The sequence below is a fragment of the Calothrix sp. NIES-2098 genome, from assembly GCF_963875125.1.
GTDB lineage: Bacteria > Cyanobacteriota > Cyanobacteriia > Cyanobacteriales > Nostocaceae > Aulosira.
In genome coordinates, this window is record NZ_CAWNKJ010000001.1 from 4,355,949 (window position 1) to 4,375,524 (window position 19,576).

Below are 19,576 nucleotides of genomic sequence, written 5' to 3' on the forward strand. Positions count from 1 at the left end.
GGCTCAATTCAGGAATGACGACGGCAAGAGCGTTGATGAGATATGTAAATTAATGCTCCAACCTGTATAGGTATAAGGGAAATCAGGCTTTTCAAAAAATAATTGATTTCTAAATTAGACATAGCACTGAAATACCCCACACCTATCAGCAAACACAAGACCGAGGTAAGCTTTTGATTTTTGAGGATTAGCATATCAGTAGATATAAATTGGCAGGATGCAGCTAAGATACATAGCTTAAAATAAAACTTAAATTGAAAAAGAAACTTTTAAAACCAGCCTTGTTTATTGACGAAGTAAGTATCTACAAATTCTTCGTGAGGCTTGTTTAAATAAATCATGCCTTCAATCAAACCGATAAGTTGCATAATTAACAAACTAAACCCGTAAGTAAAAGTGCCCCCGACTACAGATATAACGAGCATAATAAAGCCTTCTGGAGCGTATCCTAAAACAAATTTATGGACGCCAAAACCTCCAAAAATGATCCCGCAGTAGCCAGCCATTAGTTGTTTAGTTGTTTGGCTGGAGTTTAAATTTGCCATATTGAGTAGTACTCCTGAATAAATAGGGGTAATTTTAAATGATTGTTCCAGAAAATAAGTGAATATATTTATGAGGTAAATATATTTTTACTTTTCTGAATGAAAAAGTAGTTTTCTAGATAAATAGCCACAACCAATCTGTCACGTTTCCATAAGAAACGCCTTCATAATTGCGTAGAGAAGGTGATTGGCTACCGCCTGAAACTATAGAGCTATGCTTAAATGTTCGGAGCTTTGGACGAGATATTTCAGCACTTTAGAGACCTACAGATTTTCCAGTGAGACATTTCTCTTGAGAAGAATTCACTTTTAATCATCAGCAAATACTCTTATGCTGGAATAACCCTTTCTACAAGTCCATAAGTTTTATGTCCGGACTTTTTTTTATATGGCTGCAATGATGAAGACATATTTTGTGGACAGTACCAATACAGGCATTGTTCCACAAAATAGAAACAGATTTTACCTTCATCAAAGTTCAAAATAGTAGCATTTTGAGAAACCCCATCAATGCCTACTAGATAATTTCCCAAACATTCTTAGTATAGAAAAGCTTGAGAAAGGCAATCTACATCTGACAAAGGGCAAAAATTACCCATGCGAGATGAAAAGCTAATAGAGATTTTGCTATGTATTTCTCGGTATTGCTAGAGTGACTTTTGCCCTCAGCAATATATACTTTGAAGCTAGCATTTACTCTTGCTTATTGCTATTTATAAACATTAAACTCTTGCCATATATTATTGCCATATATGGAGATAAAAGCAAATATTTTGATTTTTTGGCAACCGTAATTTTACTTATATTTAATTACCGCTACCTAAGATAAATAAACTGAGTAGAGTACCACTGTTCCAAAGACTGTGCAACAGCATAGGAGCAAGTAGATTACGCGATCGCGTGTAGACTACTCCCAAAACGATCCCCAAGGCAGTTAGTGGTAAAATTTCTGACAAGCTCAGGTGAGCAGCAGCAAATAGCAGGCTACTAGCAAGAATGGCAGCCCACACGGGTAGGTAACGAGTTAGAGAAGGCAACAAAAAGCCGCGAAACAGAATTTCTTCAAAAACCGGGGCGGCGATCGCAGCTGTTAAGAAAAATATCCCCAGTGCAATAGAATCTTGACTTTCCAATGCCAGTTGCAACAAGGGATTACTACCACCTTGTCCTTGCCATAGTTGTTGATTAATCAAAGACACAACCACGACTATCGGTAAAGCAGCACAATAGCCACCCAGTCCCCACAAAAACCACTTACCTTGAAAATTGAAGCGAAACCAGAATTCTGGCAAGGGAAAAAAGCGCTTGATGGAGAAATATAGTACCAATAGCGCACCTGCTGCTACTAACATATAACGCAGTAAGACTGAGAAAGCCTGAAAACGTACATTACCACCAGTCAGCGAAATGGGAAGCAGTGATAATAATAGGGGCACAAACAGTTGCCCCATCAAGAAAAAGCCAAGAATAAATACCTGTAAAATGATTTCACCACCCCAAGGCGTTGACCAAGCTACATCAGCATTTTGAGCGATTAAGGCGGCTTTTCCCTTCACTAAACGTTGAGCAAATACAGCAATTAGCAGGATGATACCGATCAAAGCTGCTAAGGTAGGAACAATCCCAATCACCGCTAATTTAATGACAGCTTGAGCAGCAGCTTCTTGTTGTGTGGCTGTAACTGCTGATAATGCGTCTGGACGTTGCTGGAGCTTGTAGAGTTGCACCAGTGCATTAGAGCGAAACCAACCGTCTAAATTCTTTTGGATCAACTGTTGAGCATTTGGCAGCAGGCGGGGAGGTTCGCTCCACAAACCAATTAATACAGCAGATGTTTCTTGAAATTCCGGATTGATATCTGAGCGTTGCTGTAAATCACTCCAAGTTTTCAGTGCGACATCTGTCTTTCCTTGCTGTGCTTGTAAAATTCCTAAACGTAAGTCTAATTCAGCTAATAATTTTTGCAGCTGGTTGAGGGACTGCTGCAACTGTCGCTGCTGTTGACTAGAGGGATTTTCTGAAGGACGAGTTTCTGGTAGGGGTTTAGGAGGCGCAGACGCATTCACTGGTTGAGAACGCAATTTTACCAGTTGACTTTTGGCTTTGTCCAAATTGGTTTGCGCTGATTTCCGCGCTTCTTGATATTGCTTGACAGCGTTATCCAGAGGTTGCTCGCCAAGTATGGCATCCCTCACTACCTGGAAATTCTCGTCTTTGTTATCTTCTGGTTGCCAAGCTTGTGCTTGTAGTGCAATGTTTGTTTGGTACAGTTCCAAGCGACTTTGGAACTGCGGTTCTTGCCAACTGCTAAATAAAGACAAGCCGGACAACACCAACGAAATCAGCGTCAATCCAATTAAACCCAACCGTTTTATGGTCATCTATCTCCCCTTGACTAACCAGTGTAGAAGCTCATGCCCCTTGGGAATTATCGCAAGAAAAAGTAGGAGGTGGATAGGTTTGAGTTTGGGGAATTTATACCGATTCTCTACAAAGTGGTGCCAGATGAGGCGGGGGAGATGTAGCGCCGACAATGGCGATCGCACTCTGTTGCTCTAGCGAATTGCGCAATGTTGGCAGTTTTACGTAGAGGCGATCGCAATTGCGTAAATTCTTTATGTGCTTTATTCACGGATATTTCAGATATATCACATTTTTTTTTGCTTAAATTATACTTTACCAGAATTTTTTACTTAAGTATTTATTATAAAGATTGTATAAAAAACACAAAATTGCCTATCAATACTGGTAATGTTTGGAATACATTAGTGATTCTTACTAAGCCTTTTTATACAGAAATATCAATTATACGGTTAGCGGAATTAACTAGAATTTTTATGTTTAACTATTTACGTAGTTATTTTTATTTACGCAATACAAAAAAAATACTTTCGCCAAAAGTTTGGCTAATTCTGGCAAAATTTAGCTTTATAGCTATCTGTGACCTGATGTTGATAGCGACAATCGCGGTTTCTGAAGCTTCAGCTATCCAGATCAGCCTGATTAATCCCAGCGAGTCTACTTGTATTAAAGGTAAAGATGCTTGCATCAAAAAGATCGGTAAAGATATTTTTAAAGATGATGAAGCAATCGATACATTTTTACGGATTTCATCCTTACCTGAAACTTCAACCAAAGAAGGTTACAACACAGATGGATCTGTAATTAAATCTCGCGATCGAGAAAAACAGCGATGGTCTCACTCATTGAAGTTAAGTGATGTACCATTAGTCAATATTGGTGGTACAGATTATCGCGAGTTTATCTTAACTATCAACGAGCCAGAGAAAACAAATGCAAATCCAAAATTACCAGAAATTGTATTACAGAAATTACAGATTTTCTTAGGCAATGCTCCCAATCTGACTAACTACCCAACTTTTGATGGTCGTGCTACCAAAACGTTCGATCTCGATCAAAATTCAGTTTTGCTTCAAGATATCAACTCTGAGCATGGTAAGCACGATTACTTGGTGTATATCAGCGATAATCTTTTTACAAAGGTTAATAAAACTGATAAGAAATTTGTTTATGTTTATCTATTTTCTCAATTTAAGGATGCTGAAGGTGGATTTGTGGAATGGGCAGTGAGAAAGTTAGATAAAGGAGCTATGGTACCCACTATCCCAGCCGGATCGGGGGGAGCAGCAGAAGGTATATTAGGTAGTTTAATTCCTTTCTTCGGATTGTCACAACTGTTTGGTGGTGGATCTCCTAATATAAATAACCACCAGGATTTGATTGGTGGTGGAAATGGAGTAATCACACCAAACTTAGCAAAACCATCAAGCGAAGTTCCCGAACCAACAACTGTGTTAGCTTCTTTAATTGGTATTGGTCTACTCGCTAAAGGAAGGTCAGTATTGAAATAACTCTTGTCTGCTTTTGCACTCAAAAACCAGATGAGATACTACTTAAATCTTGCTCGCTCATTGAGTTTAGCAGCGTCCACAGTTGCAAACTAGTAAAATCAGGAATTGCGATAAAAGCGCCAACTTCTACCAATATTTTGGGATCGTGAGTAGAAGCTATCCCAATGGTGCGGATACCAGCACCTACAGCAGCACGAATTCCAGAGGGTGAATCTTCCAAGGCGATCGCTTCATGCGCCTGAATCCCTAACTTACTCAGCGCAACTTGATAGGGTGCAGGATCTGGTTTACCTGCTATACAATCGTCTGCCAAAACAATTGTATGAAACGCTTCCTTGATGCCTAAAACATCTAGCATAAATTCGGCATTTAATCGAGGAGCATTAGTTACTAAAGCACGTTTTAACTGATGTGCTTCTGTCCATGCTATTAGTTCCGAAAATCCACTCAGCGGCTTGAGATTTGGTGCAAGTTCTCGGAACAGCGCTTCTTTATCGTCTGCAAATTTTTGTGCATCTACTGGTGATAGTTGTGGCAATATATCTTTGACAATTTCTGGATTGAGTCGTCCACTAATTCTAGATTTGTAGAAGGTTTCATCAATTTCTATGCCATAATTGGCTAGCTTTTGCTGCCAAGCTTGGTAGTGTATGGGGTCAGTGTTGACAATCGTGCCGTCTAGGTCAAAGAGAATAGCGGCTAGCATGGCTTTTAGTTATTATGTAAATAAATGTTAACTTTACTGACATAGTTTACATTGTTTTTTATTGTTTGTCATTGTTTGAATATTCATCAAGGCAAAAAAGTCTAAATTAATCTGCTAAATTTGTTTCTACTTTCCCCAAGTCTAAAAGTTGTATTGCACTCAACTGCTAAACGTCATAACTGATTTAATTGAGCCATATTATCGATCGCCACCTGTGTAAACAAATGCTAGCCGCCACAAAATGTTTTCGTGTCGATAAATTGACAGTGCAGATTTACAATACTGAAGCCGATATGGCTCAAGATGTTGCAGAAATAACGCAACAATATCTACAGCAACTTCTTCAGCAACAGGAATCAGCTGCTATATTGCTAGCGACAGGAAACTCTCAACTTAAATTTCTAGATGCTTTGATTGCTTTAGGTGGTATAGATTGGTCGCGAATTATCTTATTTCATTTAGATGAATATCTAGGGATTTCTGGCGATCATTCAGCTAGTTTCCGGCGCTATCTACGAGAACGTGTAGAACAGCGAGTTCATCCTCAACAATTTCACTATATAGAAGGTGATACATTACAACCTCTGGCGGAATGCGATCGCTATACCAAACTACTAGAAGCACAGCCAATAGATTTATGCTGTCTTGGTGTAGGCGAAAATGGTCATTTGGCTTTCAACGATCCATATGTGGCTGATTTTCAAGACCCTTACAAAGTTAAAATAGTCAAGCTAGATTCTGTTAATCGAAAACAACAAGTCAATACAGGTCATTTTCCTAATTTAGAAAGCGTGCCACAATACGCATTTACTGTGACTTTACCCTTGATTTGTGCGGCAAAAAAAATTATCTGTCTTGCACCAGAAAAACGTAAAGCGAATGCAGTGAAGGATATATTGCAGGGGTCAATTAATACAAAATTTCCTGCTTCTATTCTGCGCAAACAAGCTCAAGCAACTTTATTTCTTGATACTAACTCTGCTAGCTTGTTAACTTAAAATAATGAGCTTTTACTCAATCAGCTGTGATGTATTTAAGTTACATATTTGCTCGTGTTCGTGTAGCATCTCCTAGCAGGAAAGATTTGTCATTAGTGATTTGGATTTCAAAGTAGATAAGTACTTAAACATAATTAATTACACAATGTCATTGCGAATGGAACGTAGACGCCTGAAAGGCGGCTACCCACAGGATAGCCGCTGCATGTCTATTTGATCTGTAGTTCGTTATTTTTTCTGTACCTCGGTGAATCGCAAAATGACAAATATTGCTTAGTCCTGCTAGTACCACAAGTACTAAATTTAAGCTGGTGAACCTTGCGTCCACTCAGAAATTATATCTTCTACTACTAACTCTTTCTTCTGTGAGTTTGTAGCTTCAGCTACTAAGACTTTCAGTGTTGTGGTGTAGACATTATTAATTATTTGGTGCCCGTAACCAATTACTTTACCAAGATGCCCAGTTTTCTGATTTAGCACATAGTCCCCAATGTTAAACATAGTTGCAACTACCAGTTTTAACTAATGTGTCTCTACATTGTGTATGTAGTACCATTTAAAAACTTCATTCTTGGAATATGTCTTATCTCAGCCTTAAGGAAGATTTTTGGCTGGTTTGATGGTCTAAAAACCCAGTAAACTGGAAAACGTAAAGCATAGACTAACCAATGCCGAATTCTACACCACTACCTAAGTTAATCCGTGCCCATGTATTCATTTCTGGACGAGTCCAGGGGGTTGGCTATCGCTACGCCACAGTAGATACAGCAAGTCAGCTGGGATTAACTGGCTGGGTAGGAAATCTCCCCGATAATCGCGTAGAAGCAGTGTTTGAAGGGTCACAAGTAGTAATAGAAGAGATGATTCGCTGGTGTCACATTGGACCTCCGGCTGCTGTAGTAAAAAATGTTGTGGTCGAGTACGAAGAACCGGAAGGTTTGCGAGGATTTGAAGTGAAGCGGTTAAATTAAAACTTGCATTTAGGATAATTACTAGCTTTGGAACAATTACACAGCAAGTTGAAGATATCAAACATAAATAAACATGAGTTTATGTATACTTTACTAAATTAAAGATGAAGGGGAATTTTTAATTATTTTGCTTAGAAATTTCTGAAATAGCTTATTTAATTCTTGAACAAGGTAAAGTTTGATTTAGACTATATTGGTGCAGCATTACTGATAAAAATTACAGCTATATTTGTAGTAGAACTATCTGTCAATTAAAGTGAGCCTTATCAGGATAAATACTCATATTTGATTGTCAAATCGGTTAAATAGCTAAGTTTTTAATTCAGTTATGTTAATGCACTCCAAGGGTAAAAATCAAAAAATTTGGAGTTTGCCTAGACTTGCAATCCTAGGATTAGGTCTAGCATCTTTAAATTTAGCTACAACAAGCATAATTTACTCCCGTCCTGTTGAGGCAAATCAAAATCAGCGATTAGCCAAAGCGTCTGCGGAACTACCAGTTGTGAAATCAGCAGCCTTAAGTACAAATATCGATGTACCTTGGTCAAAACCTGTGAGGATTGTCGATCCTTTTGAAGGCAATTCTGTGGGAATCTTTGACCGTAATTACTTCTGGCGGAACTTTGTTAATACTAATGCTAGGGTTGAAGTAATTAGCCTTTGGAGCCGAAACTATATTCGCGTTCTGTTAGCTTATAGCGATCGCAATTGCTCCTATGGCTCGTACTATTATACCCGACTACGATTTCCTGATTGTCTAGTATCTAATAACACATTCAAAATTACTAACCTTTATATCAAGCTAGGCGAACAGGTTTTCCGTTTAGAAGGAAACAACAATACATTTAAAGTTAGCGACGAATTAGCAACTGCTCTGAAAAACTCACCTGCTAAAAATGTGAGTATTAGACTTTTGTCTGAAAGTGGAGAATCCGTGGATAGCGAAATAGGTAAAAGAACTGTGGAAGGATGGAAAGCTGTTTACTAAAAGTAAATAAGTCCTATTAAGAAAGTTACAACCTATAATCTGGAAAATTCAGCTTTTTTAAGCAGAAATGTAAGGTAAAATATTACTGTTTCTATCCAATTTATACTTGACCTTAGAGCATATAAAGATACTGTCCATGCAGCTACTTCAAACAACCGACAAAGATTTTTCTGCCAAATTCAAAACACTGGTGAACGATCGCCGGGAAGCAACTGTTGATGTTAGCGGGACAGTACGAGAGATTCTGGCTGATGTCAAAGTACGTGGTGATGCCGCAGTTCAGGACTATACCAGCCGCTTTGACCATTATAATTCTCAGTCTTTGCGTCTAAGCGATACATTTATTGCAGAACTTGCAGCCAAATGTCCGGCTGAAGTGAAAGCAGCTTTAGAATTAGCCGCCCAAAGAATTGCAGCGTTTCATGAAAAACAACTGCCCCAAGATGTCGGCTATACCGATACCGTTGGGGTAAGGCTGGGATTAAATTGGGTAGCACTTACGCAAGTGGGAATTTATGTTCCCGGAGGACGCGCTAGCTATCCGAGTTCGGTATTAATGAATGCCTTACCAGCGAAAATTGCTGGGGTAGATCGGATTGTGATGACAGTGCCGATGCCTCGTGGCGAGATTAATCCAGCAGTTTTGGCAGCAGCACAAGTTGCTGGCGTAACGGAAATATACGGTATTGGTGGGGCACAAGCGATCGCAGCTTTAGCATACGGTACAGAAAGTATTGCCCCTGTTGATAAAATTGTCGGGCCTGGTAATGCCTATGTTGCTGAAGCCAAACGCCAAGTATTTGGCACAGTGGGAATTGACAGTATTGCCGGGCCTTCAGAAATTCTTGTTGTCGCAGATGATAAAAATAATCCAGAATGGATCGCTTGGGATTTGCTATCGCAAGCAGAACACGATCCTAGCGCCCAATCCATTTTAATTACCGATTCAGCAGAATTCGCGCAAAAAGCGATCGCATCTGTTGAACAAATTTTGACAAACTTACCTACCAAAGAGGTGGCTACCGCCAGTTGGCAAAAACATGGGGCAGTAATTATTGTCAACGATCTAGCAGAAAGTATTCCTCTACTCAACCAGCTAGCACCAGAACACGTGGAATTGTGTGTAGACGATCCGCAATTACTTGCCAACCAAATTAAGTGTGCTGGTAGTTTATTTTTAGGGCGTTACACACCAGAAGCCATTGGTGATTATTTAGGCGGGCCAAACCATGTACTTCCAACCTCTCGTTCTGCCCGTTTTGCTTCTGGTTTGAGTGTCTATGACTTTCTCAAGCGTATTACCTATTTAGAATGCGATCGACAAGCATTACAGACAATAGGTAAAGCAGCTGTAACACTTGCAGAAGCCGAAGGTTTACCAGCCCACGGTGGTAGCGTGGCCATACGGCTAGAAGGAGAATAGAAAACTTGGGAGAAAGGGTACAAGGGAAACGCACTATTCAAAATTAATTAATCTACTTGACTCTTGACCTTTGACAAATGACAAATAAAAAAACCGGGTATTACTTTGTAACCCGGTTTTTTCTCTTAAAATCACAATTTCCAGCTTCATCGGAGCATATTCCTATGCTCCTAATTATTTTTTAACCAAATTAGACTTTGGCAGCTGCCTTGGTGATCATTTTGAGTTCGCCTTTGGCGTACTTAGCAGCAAAATCTTCTAAAGAAACTTGCTTAATCTTGCTAGCGTTACCAGCGGTACCAAATTGCTGATAGCGTTCTGCACAAACTTTTTGCATATAAGCAATAGAAGGCTTGAGGAAGTGACGGGGGTCAAATTCCTTGGGATTTTTGCTTAAAGCTTCACGTACCGCAGCAGTGATTGCCAGACGGTTGTCGGTGTCGATGTTTACCTTACGAACACCACTCTTGATACCTTTTTGAATTTCTTCTACAGGTACGCCGTAGGTTTCAGGAATTGCACCACCATACTGGTTAATTAGAGCAATTAGATCTTCAGGTACGGAGGAAGAACCGTGCATTACCAAGTGGGTGTTGGGCAAACGGCGGTGAATTTCTTCAATACGGCTGATTGCCAAAATTTCGCCAGTAGGTTTGCGGGTAAACTTGTAAGCACCGTGGCTTGTGCCAATAGCAACAGCCAAAGCATCTACTTGAGTTTGTTCTACGAAATCAACAGCTTGGTCGGGGTCGGTCAGCAATTGAGAGTGGTCGAGTGTACCCTCGAAACCATGACCATCTTCAGCTTCACCCGCACCAGTTTCTAGAGAACCTAAGCAACCAAGTTCGCCTTCAACGCTGACACCCAAGGAATGAGCTACGTTTACTACTTCGCGGGTAACACTGACGTTGTACTCGTAGCTTGCGGGAGTCTTAGCATCAGCTTCCAGCGAACCATCCATCATCACGCTGGTGAAGTTGTTCTTAATTGCTGAGTAGCAGGTAGAAGGAGCATTACCATGATCTTGGTGCATGACAATGGGAATGTGAGGATAGGTTTCTACCGCTGCTAAAATCAAATGGCGCAGGAAGTTTTCTCCTGCATAGTTACGAGCGCCACGAGAAGCTTGTAGAATTACGGGGCTATCTGTCTCAGCAGCAGCCTTCAGGATCGCCTGAATTTGTTCCAAGTTATTAACGTTGAAAGCTGGGATGCCGTAACCGTTTTCAGCCGCGTGATCTAACAACAGCCTTAATGGTACAAGCGCCATAGATAGTCCTCCTAATGTGGTTGTCAGCTAGTCGGTGTGAGAGCAGCGTAATTATTTACCATTAATGTAATTGTTACGCTAATCTTAAGAGTTTTTTCAACATATAGGAAATTATAACTAGTGATGTGTGTTTATGTTGAAAAACTTTACGCTACAGCTCATAAATGTGCCTCATATTCACAATAACTTACTGTACAGTCAGCTACTGCGCAGTTTGGGGTTTTGGTAATCCTGTATCCTAGATGATTGACTACAAGCAATGTCTACAACTGGCTACTTATCTAAGTCTAAGCGTACAGTTGGTTCAACTCCCAAAGCTACTCCTGGTGTAGCTGCTTCGTAAGTACCTAGCCATGTAACAATCCAACCGTGAGGTTGACCGTGACTTCTGAAACGTAAAGCCGCAGGCATAATATAGACAATTCCCTCAATCAACTCGGCTTTTTTCAGGTTGGGCATAGCATTGTAGCGACGCTCAAATTCATATCGATTGAGTTTGTCACCATTTTCTAAAGGAAGGATTTTCAAATGCTGTGGAGGTGTTTTCACCATGACTATGGTATTGGGGTTGAGCCTAAGCTTATCCTACCTAAATCAGTAAAGTTGTTGCAGGCCATCTGCGATCGCTGCCAATGCAAAAACAAATATCTAATTTCGCTCTTTTGTTACTGTTTAACTCCATCACCGTTTCACAATTACCCAGTCCCTCAACTGCACCTAATCTCAATTTTCCAGATCGAGCAGATGTATTAGATAACGGCTGCCTTAACCGACAAAATGGCATTTTTTGGACATTCATTTGGTCTCAAGTCCCCAATGCTACTACATATCATCTGTATGTCATAGAAGATAATGCACAAAATCCAGTTATCAATCAGACTGATATAAAATCTACAGAGTATATTTATCAATCTTTTGGCAGCTACATCATAGATAGGAATCGCAGAGGATGGAGATGGAAAGTTAGAGCTAAAGTCAATGGTCAATGGACTAACTGGAGCGAGGAAAGTTTCTTTGATGTAGAGCCATTAAATACTGATTGTAAATAATCCTGTAGCCTAAAGTCGCAGGAAATTTATTGTAGGGATTAGACGTAGGCGTAGCCCGTCGTAGACATTGCAATCCACAAATTTCCTATTAACAATAAAGCTCGCCTCAACTTTCACTTCTCCAGTATCAGCAAGCATTTTTTCTTTGATATGGGTCGCCCGGGATTCGAACCCGGAACTAATCGGTTAAAAGCCGAGTACTCTACCGTTGAGTTAGCGACCCGTTCCGTTGTTTTCGCAACTTTGCAATTATAGCATTAACATCTGTAGTTTTGTAAAGGGGTTTAGAAAAAATTTGCTGTTAAGCGTACAGATGCTTGGTAACTACTACCTGGATCTAACACAATTAGATGTTCGCCAGTGTTTAAAGCGTTGCGGGGTGAACTCCAAGGCTCTAGACAATAGAATTCTTTACCTTTGAGCGTCCAAAACACCAAGATAGGATATTCCTTGCCGTAATCTAAAGTCAGTCTTAACTTTCTGTTTTTGTCTACTACAGAAGCTGATTGACTTGTTAGCTGCTTAAAGGCAACATCGATTTCATCCAGACCAAAATCAAAATTACCATTAAATGAAGAAATTTCCTTAGTTCTTTGGTTTTGGTATTCTCCAGAAGGGATGGCAAACTCTAGTTGATTTTTATCGGCAGTCAAAAAATAAGGATGAAACCCCATAGAAAAAGGTAATGGTGTCGATGACAAATTCTGATACTGCTGCCTAATTTCTAGCGTGTTGCCTTGCAGTTCGTAGGTATAAGCCAGTTGAAAATCAAAAGGATAAACTTCTCGTGTCTGCTCGTTGCTGTTGAGAACTAAAGTAATGCTAGCGCGATCGCTCGTTACTTGGTTATTTACTTGCCAAGGTAAGTCACGGGCAAAGCCATGTTGTTTGAGAGTATAGATCTGCCCATTGTAAGTGTAAGTGTTTTCTGGCAAATTACCACAAATCGGAAACAAAATTGGAATTCCGCCCCTAACACTCAACTCAGGATGAGTAAAGCGTTCTGCATCTAGATAGAGAATTTCTTGACCCTGGATGCGCCAACGAGTGATGATACCGCCACGTTCGGGAACCACTTCCAGTTGGGAACCAGCAGCTTCATCAGACAGAATATAGGTTTTGTATTGTTGTTGTTGAATTGCAATTGAAAACACAAATTTTACTCCTCATTGGGCATGGGGGATAGGGCATTGGGCATTGGTCAAGAGTCAATCGTCCAAAGTCAATGGTCAAGAAGGCAATAGGCAATAGTTATTTGTCTTCCTTGCCCTCATTTTCCACCTTCCAGTCCCATGCCCTATGCTCCTTGCCCCAGATCTACTCGTCTTCTGCAAATACGAAGCGATATAACTCACTGGGGTCTGGTTCCGGGCTGCTTTCAGCGAATTTAACCGCGTCGTCAATTACTTCCTGAATCTTGCGATCGATGCCTTTGAGTTCTTCTTGATCTGCTAAATTATGCTCAACTAAATAAGCTGCCAACTTCTTGATTGGGTCGCGGGCAAACCAAAATTCTTTCTCAGCCTTGCTTCGCAATTCATCGGGGTCTGCTAGGGAGTGACCGCGGAAACGGTAGGTAAGTGCTTCAATTACTGTCGGCCCTTCTCCAGCACGGGCGCGGGCTACAGCTTCTTGAGCGACGGCACGCACTGCTAGTACATCCATACCATCCACTTCTACACCTGCCATGTTGAACACACTGGCTTTCTTGTAGATTTCTGGGTCGGAAGTCGCGCGATCGTGAGCCATCCCAATTGCCCACTTATTATTTTCTACCACAAAAAGAATTGGCAGTTTCCATAGAGCCGCCATGTTCAAAGTCTCGAAAAACTGACCGTTATTGGCAGCACCATCGCCAAAAAAGCAAGCGGTAACTTGGTCAGCATTTTGGTCTCCCAAGACTTCGCGGCGATATTTGCTTTGAAAAGCTGCACCAGCTGCTACAGGAATACCCTCAGCCACAAAAGCATAGCCACCTAGTAAGCGATGTTCCGCAGAAAACATATGCATGGAACCACCGCGGCCTTTGCTACAACCTGTAGCTTTGCCAAATAATTCCGCCATCACTTCTCTAGCTGGTACTCCTGCGCTCAAAGCGTGGACGTGGTCGCGGTAGGTGCTGGAAACAAAATCTTCTCCTGGTCGCATTGCTCCCTGAATAACGCCAGTAGAAACAGCTTCTTGACCGTTGTACAAATGGACAAAACCAAACATTTTGCCCCGGTAGTACATTTCAGCGCATTTGTCTTCAAAAAAGCGTCCGAGGATCATATCCTCATACAACCGCAAGCCTTCTTCTTTAGAGATTTGGACTTTAGCAGTATCAAAGGTAGGTAATATACGTTCTTGAACCATTATTTGTTTAGTATCCCTGTCGCATCAAACTGAAATTTACCATTTTCAAGAACTTGCTCTCATACAGCATTAGCTATTTAACAAGCTAGCGTTTGCTGGAGTCAACCATCGAGACTGATGTACCAAAATGAACATTAGGGAATGGGTGAATTTTTAACTTTTAATTTTTGACGATCAATTTTTTCGCCTACCTTTTGCGCGGATAAGCCTCTCAAGGCTAAACCCGCCCTGTGAGTTCACTCCACGCTCTTTCATAGGCTACCAATCAGGATAGCTTGCTTTCTGCATATCCATTAACAATTTGCTGAAAATCAATCCGAAATTCGCTCATTGAGTAAATGCTGAAGTAGATAATTGTAATTTAATTCTAAGAATGATATGATTGCCTTCTCTAGTTATCAGCAGGAAATCTACCTGGCAGCGATCGTCGCACTGAATGCAAGGGCATTAATTTAGAAATTCTTAAAAAATCCATCATTAAACCTCGTGGATATGAAATAAGCTCTTTTCACCAGTGAGGGAAGGTTCGCTATGCAGTACCTCTGTTTTAGGGACTGTCTCCTATCTGGTAAAATCAACACACAGGTGTTGACATATTAGAGTAGTAAACGTTGTTCCAGGTGTTGAGGATAGGTACACCCCAAATGTACCTCCAGCGCTAAGACAGCGATACTCAAACTTTTCGACTAAATCGAACATATAAAATTCGCCAAATCTCCTCTCACTGGTGAAAACCAGGCAGAGTCAGGCTAGTTAGCATAGTTTTAGTTGCTAAATCTATGTCTGAATAATAGGCGATAGCCTTTACCCACGGATGGAATACACCGACATCTTAAATTAAGGTATTGCCAGTTAGCCTATCTTCCGAAGCATCCCGTCATCATAAATGCACGGGAGAGTCAAATATTGCTAAAAGTACAAAACTGATATAGCTTAGAAAACCAAATTTTATTTTATGGTGTCAAAGGCTAATAGAGGTGAGAAAAAATCAAAATACTAAGAATTAAAACAAAAAGCTGACGCTTTCTAGGCGAAGTCAAAATATAGGTACTAGAATATGACTCAAATTTCGGGAAGATACAAAACAGGTTGTTGCAATATACACTTGTGGTGTAAAGTCAACACGGTATTATTATGGCACGGTTTTACATGCCTGGAATGCTCTAGGTGAATTATGTTGTCACGGTGCAGGGGAAGTAGGCTGTGCGAATTCCGCTAGATTACTACCGAATTTTAGGACTACCGTTAGCGGCAAGTCAGGAACAATTGCGGCAGGCATACAGCGATCGCATTGTACAATTGCCGCGGCGTGAGTATTCTCAAACAGCAATTTCTTCGCGCAAACAACTTATAGAAGAAGCTTACGTGGTTTTATCAGATCCGAAAGAACGTAGCAGTTACGATCAGCTGTATCTTGCCCATGCCTATGACCCTGATGGTACTGCCTCTGCGACAGTAGCAGTTGACAATCGCCCAGGAAACAATAATGGCGCAATTGACACACAGAGTCTCAGCATCGAAATTTCCCAAGAGGAATTAGTAGGTGCTTTACTGATTCTGCAAGACTTGGGTGAGTACGAAATTGTGCTGAAATTAGGTCGCCCCTACTTAGTCCATAAAAACAATGCAGCAGATGCTACAACTGGCGATAATTTAGGAAGCGAAGAAGCCCTAGAAGACCGCCCAGATATTGTTTTGACCATCGCTCTAGCTTGTCTAGAACTGGGCCGCGAGCAATGGCAACAAGGTCATTACGAAAATGCTGCCAATTCCCTAGAAACTGGTCTAGAAGTATTATCTCGCGAAGGGCTATTTCCTATCGTGCAGGCTGAAATTCAGGCGGATCTTTATAAATTGCGACCGTATCGGATTCTGGAATTACTAGCCTTACCAGAAGCCAAAACTGCGGAACGTCGTCAAGGCTTGGAATTATTGCAGAACATCTTAGACGCTCGTGGTGGAATTGATGGCACTGGCAATGATGAATCTGGTCTTAACATAGATGACTTCCTGCGATTTATCCAGCAGTTGCGCTATCACTTAACAGTCGCAGAACAGCACAAGTTATTTGAAGCAGAAAGCAAACGTCCTTCTGCTGTTGCTACTTACTTAGCCGTCTATGCCTTGATAGCACGGGGATTTGTCCAACGTCAACCAGCTTTGATCCGTCAGGCCAAGCAAATGCTCATGCGTTTGGGCAAGCGCCAAGATGTACATTTGGAACAATCTCTATGTGCGCTTTTATTAGGTCAAACCGAAGAAGCCACCCGTGTTTTAGAACTTAGTCAAGAATATGAAGCCTTAGCTTTTATTCGCGAAAAATCACAAGAATCTCCAGACTTGTTACCGGGTCTTTGTCTATATGGCGAACAGTGGTTACAACACGAAGTATTTCCTCACTTTCGCGATTTGACAAAGCAGCAAGCTTCTCTAAAAAGTTACTTTGCTGAACCACAAGTACAAGCTTACTTAGAAGTCTTACCAACAGATGCAGAACCGACTAATGAATGGTCGGTAGTTAACCGCCAGCCTTTTTCTACTCCACAAACGAACAATACTTTCCACCGCAATAATTCCACTGGAGTTTCTCGACAATTCCAGCACAAAAGAACACCTGACCCGGACTTACCAGAAACTCTACCCAGAGAAAGACAGGACTATTCCAGCTTCTCACCATCCAGATGGAATAAAGCATCTACTGGAGGTAAGGCACCAGAAACGCCAATCACACAGTTTCCTGCGGCTGAACGCATAGCCAAAGAACCTCACCACAGCATGAATGGTTCAGCTAAGGTCTCCGCACCAGCGCAAACACAACAGCGACGGCGGCGCAAGCCTAGTCAAGCTACTACGCGAGAACGTGCATTAGATAATCGTCATCGTTCTCCTCAAAGACGGCGCACTTTTGCCAACTCTTTAGAAGGAAAAACACGTCTAGTATGGACTGTGTTTGTTTCTTTAGTTGTCATAGTCGTGTTTTGGTTGATAGTTTCCACAACATTTGGATTCGTAAGACATCTTTTTTCCCCGCCACCTCTATTACCAGGCGAACAGTTGTCAATAGAAATCAATCAACCACCAATCCCCATTCCTGACCAAAACAGCAAACCGCAATCTCCAGATGGATCTTTAACAACTGCGACAGCAGAAGAAATCATCCGGAGTTGGTTATCTACTAAAGCTTCAGCTTTAGGCCCAAATCATGATGTTGATAGTTTGCAACAAATTTTAACTGGTTCATCTTTATCTCAATGGCGGTTAATAGCCCAACAAGATAAGGCAGAAAACCGCTATCGGAAGTACGAGCATAACTTGAAGGTGGAATCTGTAGAGAAAACTGATTTAGCCTCAAATCATACATCTGTAGAAGCTACTGTCAAGGAAGTAACACAGTTCTATCAAAACGATCAAATCAAGAAGTCTTCAGATGAAACTCTGAGAGTCAGGTATAATTTGATTCTGCAAGATGGTGTGTGGCGTATCCAGAGTATGTCAGTGGTCAATAAGATCGGCATGAACTTCTAGTTGTATTTTATACTTAAGAAAGTTTTCTGCTAGCCACTATTTTAGGAATACAGACTTCATTCCACTTAAAAACCTATAACTCTTTAACTGGGTGGTACTTCACGGTATCACCCATAAATTTTTATAGAAAGTCGGCTGAAAAAACCTAGCATTGGGCATTAATGACTTTCCTCTATGGACTATTCCTCATATCCAAAAACTTAAGATTGCGGCATTTGACTGAGTTCTAGAGTTTTGTCATGTAATCTTGATATTTGACTCAGATATCACCGTACTCAAGGGAAGTTATGTCATAAAACCATGACATAACGATCCCCAAAGTGCTGATAGATTCGTACAACAGCCGAAATAGCGTCTTTACACCCCTTGATACCAACAAAAAGTTACGGCTTAATATTTATTAAACAAAGACTCCTCTGATCCCAAAAAAATGCTGACTTTGGCATAACAAGGAATTGAAAGGGAGTGACTCTCAATTTAATAACAGTTTAAGAAACTTAAACTCTGGGCAAGGCCAGGAGTCAGGAATAAGAAATTCATCTGGAGTGGATGAGATGTTAAATACCATTCTGTAACCAGGGGAAATCATTAACCTTTCAAACTACTGGAGGCCAAATTAATGGCAAAAGAACGCCCGCCGCTAGAGGAGATGACATTGCGGCAACTACGCAAGGTTGCGAGTGAATATGGTATTTCTCGCTATAGCCGAATGCGTAAATCACAACTACTAGCATCGATTCAAGAAGTTCAGCGCAGCAAATTTTCGCTTAGTCCATCTCGTTCACTGGAGGCACAGGAAACCGTGGAAGCAGCAAAATTCGAGTTAGGTCAAGTAGATCGTAATGGTGCTTCTCTCACCGATGTAGATGAGGGATTAGCAGATCTGCCTGCCGGTTACGGTGAAAGCCGTATTGTACTCTTACCACGAGATCCGCAGTGGGCTTATACCTATTGGGATGTTCCTAACGAACATAAAGAAGAACTTCGTCGGCAAGGAGGACAACAACTAGCACTGCGGATTTATGATGTCACCGACATCAATCTGGATTACCAAAGTCCGCACAGTCTGCAAGAGTATCCTGCTGATGAATTGGCTAGAGAATGGTATATACCAGTTCCTGTGAGCGATCGCGATTATGTAATCGATATCGGTTATCGTTCTGTTGATGGACGCTGGCTCATTCTCGCTCGTTCTGCGCGAGTCCACATTCCGCCTGTGTATCCTTCTGACTGGATTGAAGATGTCTTCGTCACAGTCAACTTTGAAGAAGATTTGCGTGGTAAGACTGTCTACGAATTGGTTCCCCCTGCCAAGAAGATCGCAGCTACAGCCTACGCCAACGGCAACCCCATCTACGATCAAATCTTTGGTTTAGCCGAATCTGCTGAAGCACAAAGAGTTGCAGGTTCTCTATTCGGTTCTATGCAGCACGTAGCTGGTTCTGTGCCGCCAGAACAAGCTATCAGCTCTTATATTTTCCCATCGGGCGTGGGTATGTGGGCAGTACCTACCACCTCTGGTTTAACCATGTCTGGTGTAGGTATGTCTGGTGTTGGTTTCTCGGCTTCTGCTGTACCAGTGCGTCCTCGCAAGTTCTGGTTAATTGCAGATGCTGAGTTGATTGTCTACGGTGCAACCGAGCCTGATGCTACTGTAACAATTGGTGGTCGTCCCATCAAACTGAATCCAGATGGTACATTCCGCTTCCAGATGTCCTTCCAAGATGGTCTAATTGACTATCCTATCTTGGCTGTTGCTGCTGATGGCGAACAAACCCGTTCGATTCACATGAAATTTAACCGTGAGACCCCATCCAGAAATACCAATACTAAAGATGAAGCTGTTTTAGAATGGCTGTCTTAATTGGATATTC

The 19,576-nt window shown here is 41.2% G+C and carries 16 protein-coding genes, 1 tRNA gene and 1 pseudogene; 8 read left to right on the top strand and 10 right to left on the bottom strand.

Features of this window, described 5'->3' with window-relative positions:
• Positions 1–269: 269 nt before the first annotated feature.
• From AACU33_RS18190 to AACU33_RS18200, 3 genes are all read right to left on the bottom strand, one after another.
• Entirely contained in the window at positions 270–545 is a 276-nt protein-coding gene (locus tag AACU33_RS18190; protein WP_086760518.1) for a TM2 domain-containing protein, read from the bottom strand.
• An 806-nt stretch (positions 546–1,351) separates the two neighbouring features.
• Positions 1,352–2,926 (bottom strand): CPBP family intramembrane glutamic endopeptidase, encoded by a 1,575-nt coding sequence (locus tag AACU33_RS18195; protein WP_096590006.1) that lies wholly within the window; start codon positions 2,924–2,926, stop codon positions 1,352–1,354.
• A gap of 107 nt (positions 2,927–3,033) precedes the next feature.
• Positions 3,034–3,177 carry a hypothetical protein gene (locus AACU33_RS18200; protein WP_339376118.1) on the bottom strand — a complete coding sequence of 48 codons (144 nt, stop codon included), beginning with the start codon at positions 3,175–3,177 and terminating at the stop codon, positions 3,034–3,036.
• 205 nt (positions 3,178–3,382) lie between these two features.
• Between AACU33_RS18200 and AACU33_RS18205 the strand changes: the two genes are divergently transcribed.
• On the top strand, positions 3,383–4,417 hold the full coding sequence (locus AACU33_RS18205) for a hypothetical protein (RefSeq protein WP_339376119.1): 1,035 nt from the start codon (positions 3,383–3,385) through the stop codon (positions 4,415–4,417).
• 19 nt (positions 4,418–4,436) lie between these two features.
• On the opposite strand, the gene AACU33_RS18210 is transcribed toward AACU33_RS18205, so the two are convergent.
• Complete coding sequence (locus AACU33_RS18210) at positions 4,437–5,123, bottom strand: HAD family hydrolase (RefSeq protein ID WP_096590008.1); 687 nt, start codon at positions 5,121–5,123, stop codon at positions 4,437–4,439.
• A gap of 224 nt (positions 5,124–5,347) precedes the next feature.
• Here AACU33_RS18210 and AACU33_RS18215 point away from each other — a divergent pair, with 224 nt between their 5' ends.
• Positions 5,348–6,121 carry a glucosamine-6-phosphate deaminase gene (locus tag AACU33_RS18215; RefSeq protein WP_096590009.1) on the top strand — a complete coding sequence of 258 codons (774 nt, stop codon included), beginning with the start codon at positions 5,348–5,350 and terminating at the stop codon, positions 6,119–6,121.
• Positions 6,122–6,424: 303 nt separating this feature from the next.
• On the opposite strand, the gene AACU33_RS18220 is transcribed toward AACU33_RS18215, so the two are convergent.
• Entirely contained in the window at positions 6,425–6,622 is a 198-nt protein-coding gene (locus tag AACU33_RS18220) for a hypothetical protein (RefSeq protein ID WP_096590010.1), read from the bottom strand.
• A 167-nt stretch (positions 6,623–6,789) separates the two neighbouring features.
• On the opposite strand from AACU33_RS18220, the gene AACU33_RS18225 reads away from it, so the two are divergent.
• The 3 genes from AACU33_RS18225 to hisD all read left to right on the top strand — a co-directional run bounded on the left by AACU33_RS18225 (position 6,790) and on the right by hisD (position 9,503).
• Complete coding sequence (locus AACU33_RS18225) at positions 6,790–7,092, top strand: acylphosphatase (RefSeq protein WP_096590011.1); 303 nt, start codon at positions 6,790–6,792, stop codon at positions 7,090–7,092.
• 370 nt (positions 7,093–7,462) lie between these two features.
• Positions 7,463–8,080: a hypothetical protein gene (locus AACU33_RS18230; RefSeq protein ID WP_339376120.1), complete on the top strand. Its 618-nt coding sequence runs from the start codon at positions 7,463–7,465 to the stop codon at positions 8,078–8,080.
• A gap of 136 nt (positions 8,081–8,216) precedes the next feature.
• Positions 8,217–9,503: a histidinol dehydrogenase gene (gene hisD / locus AACU33_RS18235; RefSeq protein WP_096590013.1), complete on the top strand. Its 1,287-nt coding sequence runs from the start codon at positions 8,217–8,219 to the stop codon at positions 9,501–9,503.
• Positions 9,504–9,693: 190 nt separating this feature from the next.
• On the opposite strand, the gene fba is transcribed toward hisD, so the two are convergent.
• Both fba and AACU33_RS18245 read right to left on the bottom strand, forming a co-directional pair.
• Positions 9,694–10,773, bottom strand: a complete 1,080-nt coding sequence (gene fba / locus AACU33_RS18240; protein ID WP_096590014.1) for a class II fructose-bisphosphate aldolase — start codon at positions 10,771–10,773, stop codon at positions 9,694–9,696.
• A gap of 279 nt (positions 10,774–11,052) precedes the next feature.
• A pseudogene (locus AACU33_RS18245) lies at positions 11,053–11,325 on the bottom strand (Uma2 family endonuclease); the annotation flags it as partial.
• A gap of 80 nt (positions 11,326–11,405) precedes the next feature.
• On the opposite strand from AACU33_RS18245, the gene AACU33_RS18250 reads away from it, so the two are divergent.
• The gene (locus tag AACU33_RS18250) at positions 11,406–11,822 is read left to right on the top strand and encodes a hypothetical protein (protein WP_096590015.1); all 417 of its coding nucleotides are present in this window, start codon (positions 11,406–11,408) and stop codon (positions 11,820–11,822) included.
• 151 nt (positions 11,823–11,973) lie between these two features.
• Here the strand turns inward: AACU33_RS18250 and AACU33_RS18255 are convergent.
• The 3 genes from AACU33_RS18255 to pdhA form a co-directional block, all read right to left on the bottom strand.
• Positions 11,974–12,045: transfer RNA gene (locus tag AACU33_RS18255), tRNA-Lys, on the bottom strand.
• Between the two features lie 61 nt (positions 12,046–12,106).
• On the bottom strand, positions 12,107–12,976 hold the full coding sequence (locus AACU33_RS18260) for an aldose epimerase family protein (RefSeq protein ID WP_096590016.1): 870 nt from the start codon (positions 12,974–12,976) through the stop codon (positions 12,107–12,109).
• A 163-nt stretch (positions 12,977–13,139) separates the two neighbouring features.
• Positions 13,140–14,177, bottom strand: a complete 1,038-nt coding sequence (gene pdhA, locus AACU33_RS18265) for a pyruvate dehydrogenase (acetyl-transferring) E1 component subunit alpha (RefSeq protein ID WP_096590017.1) — start codon at positions 14,175–14,177, stop codon at positions 13,140–13,142.
• 1,203 nt (positions 14,178–15,380) lie between these two features.
• Between pdhA and AACU33_RS18270 the strand changes: the two genes are divergently transcribed.
• Together AACU33_RS18270 and AACU33_RS18275 are read left to right on the top strand one after the other, a co-directional pair.
• The gene (locus tag AACU33_RS18270) at positions 15,381–17,702 is read left to right on the top strand and encodes an IMS domain-containing protein (RefSeq protein WP_096590018.1); all 2,322 of its coding nucleotides are present in this window, start codon (positions 15,381–15,383) and stop codon (positions 17,700–17,702) included.
• Positions 17,703–18,321: 619 nt separating this feature from the next.
• Positions 18,322–19,566 carry a DUF4912 domain-containing protein gene (locus AACU33_RS18275; RefSeq protein ID WP_096590019.1) on the top strand — a complete coding sequence of 415 codons (1,245 nt, stop codon included), beginning with the start codon at positions 18,322–18,324 and terminating at the stop codon, positions 19,564–19,566.
• Positions 19,567–19,576 lie beyond the last annotated feature (10 nt).

Excerpts from the sequence above, each read along its gene's own strand:
- AACU33_RS18190 (WP_086760518.1), bottom strand. The coding sequence starts at position 545 with ATGGCAAATTTAAACTCCAGCCAAACAACTAAACAACTAATGGCTGGC.
- AACU33_RS18195 (WP_096590006.1), bottom strand. The coding sequence starts at position 2,926 with ATGACCATAAAACGGTTGGGTTTAATTGGATTGACGCTGATTTCGTTG.
- AACU33_RS18205 (WP_339376119.1), top strand. The coding sequence starts at position 3,383 with ATGTTTAACTATTTACGTAGTTATTTTTATTTACGCAATACAAAAAAA.
- AACU33_RS18210 (WP_096590008.1), bottom strand. The coding sequence starts at position 5,123 with ATGCTAGCCGCTATTCTCTTTGACCTAGACGGCACGATTGTCAACACT.
- AACU33_RS18215 (WP_096590009.1), top strand. The coding sequence starts at position 5,348 with ATGCTAGCCGCCACAAAATGTTTTCGTGTCGATAAATTGACAGTGCAG.
- AACU33_RS18220 (WP_096590010.1), bottom strand. The coding sequence starts at position 6,622 with ATGTTTAACATTGGGGACTATGTGCTAAATCAGAAAACTGGGCATCTT.
- AACU33_RS18225 (WP_096590011.1), top strand. The coding sequence starts at position 6,790 with ATGCCGAATTCTACACCACTACCTAAGTTAATCCGTGCCCATGTATTC.
- hisD (WP_096590013.1), top strand. The coding sequence starts at position 8,217 with ATGCAGCTACTTCAAACAACCGACAAAGATTTTTCTGCCAAATTCAAA.
- fba (WP_096590014.1), bottom strand. The coding sequence starts at position 10,773 with ATGGCGCTTGTACCATTAAGGCTGTTGTTAGATCACGCGGCTGAAAAC.
- AACU33_RS18250 (WP_096590015.1), top strand. The coding sequence starts at position 11,406 with ATGCAAAAACAAATATCTAATTTCGCTCTTTTGTTACTGTTTAACTCC.
- pdhA (WP_096590017.1), bottom strand. The coding sequence starts at position 14,177 with ATGGTTCAAGAACGTATATTACCTACCTTTGATACTGCTAAAGTCCAA.
- AACU33_RS18275 (WP_096590019.1), top strand. The coding sequence starts at position 18,322 with ATGGCAAAAGAACGCCCGCCGCTAGAGGAGATGACATTGCGGCAACTA.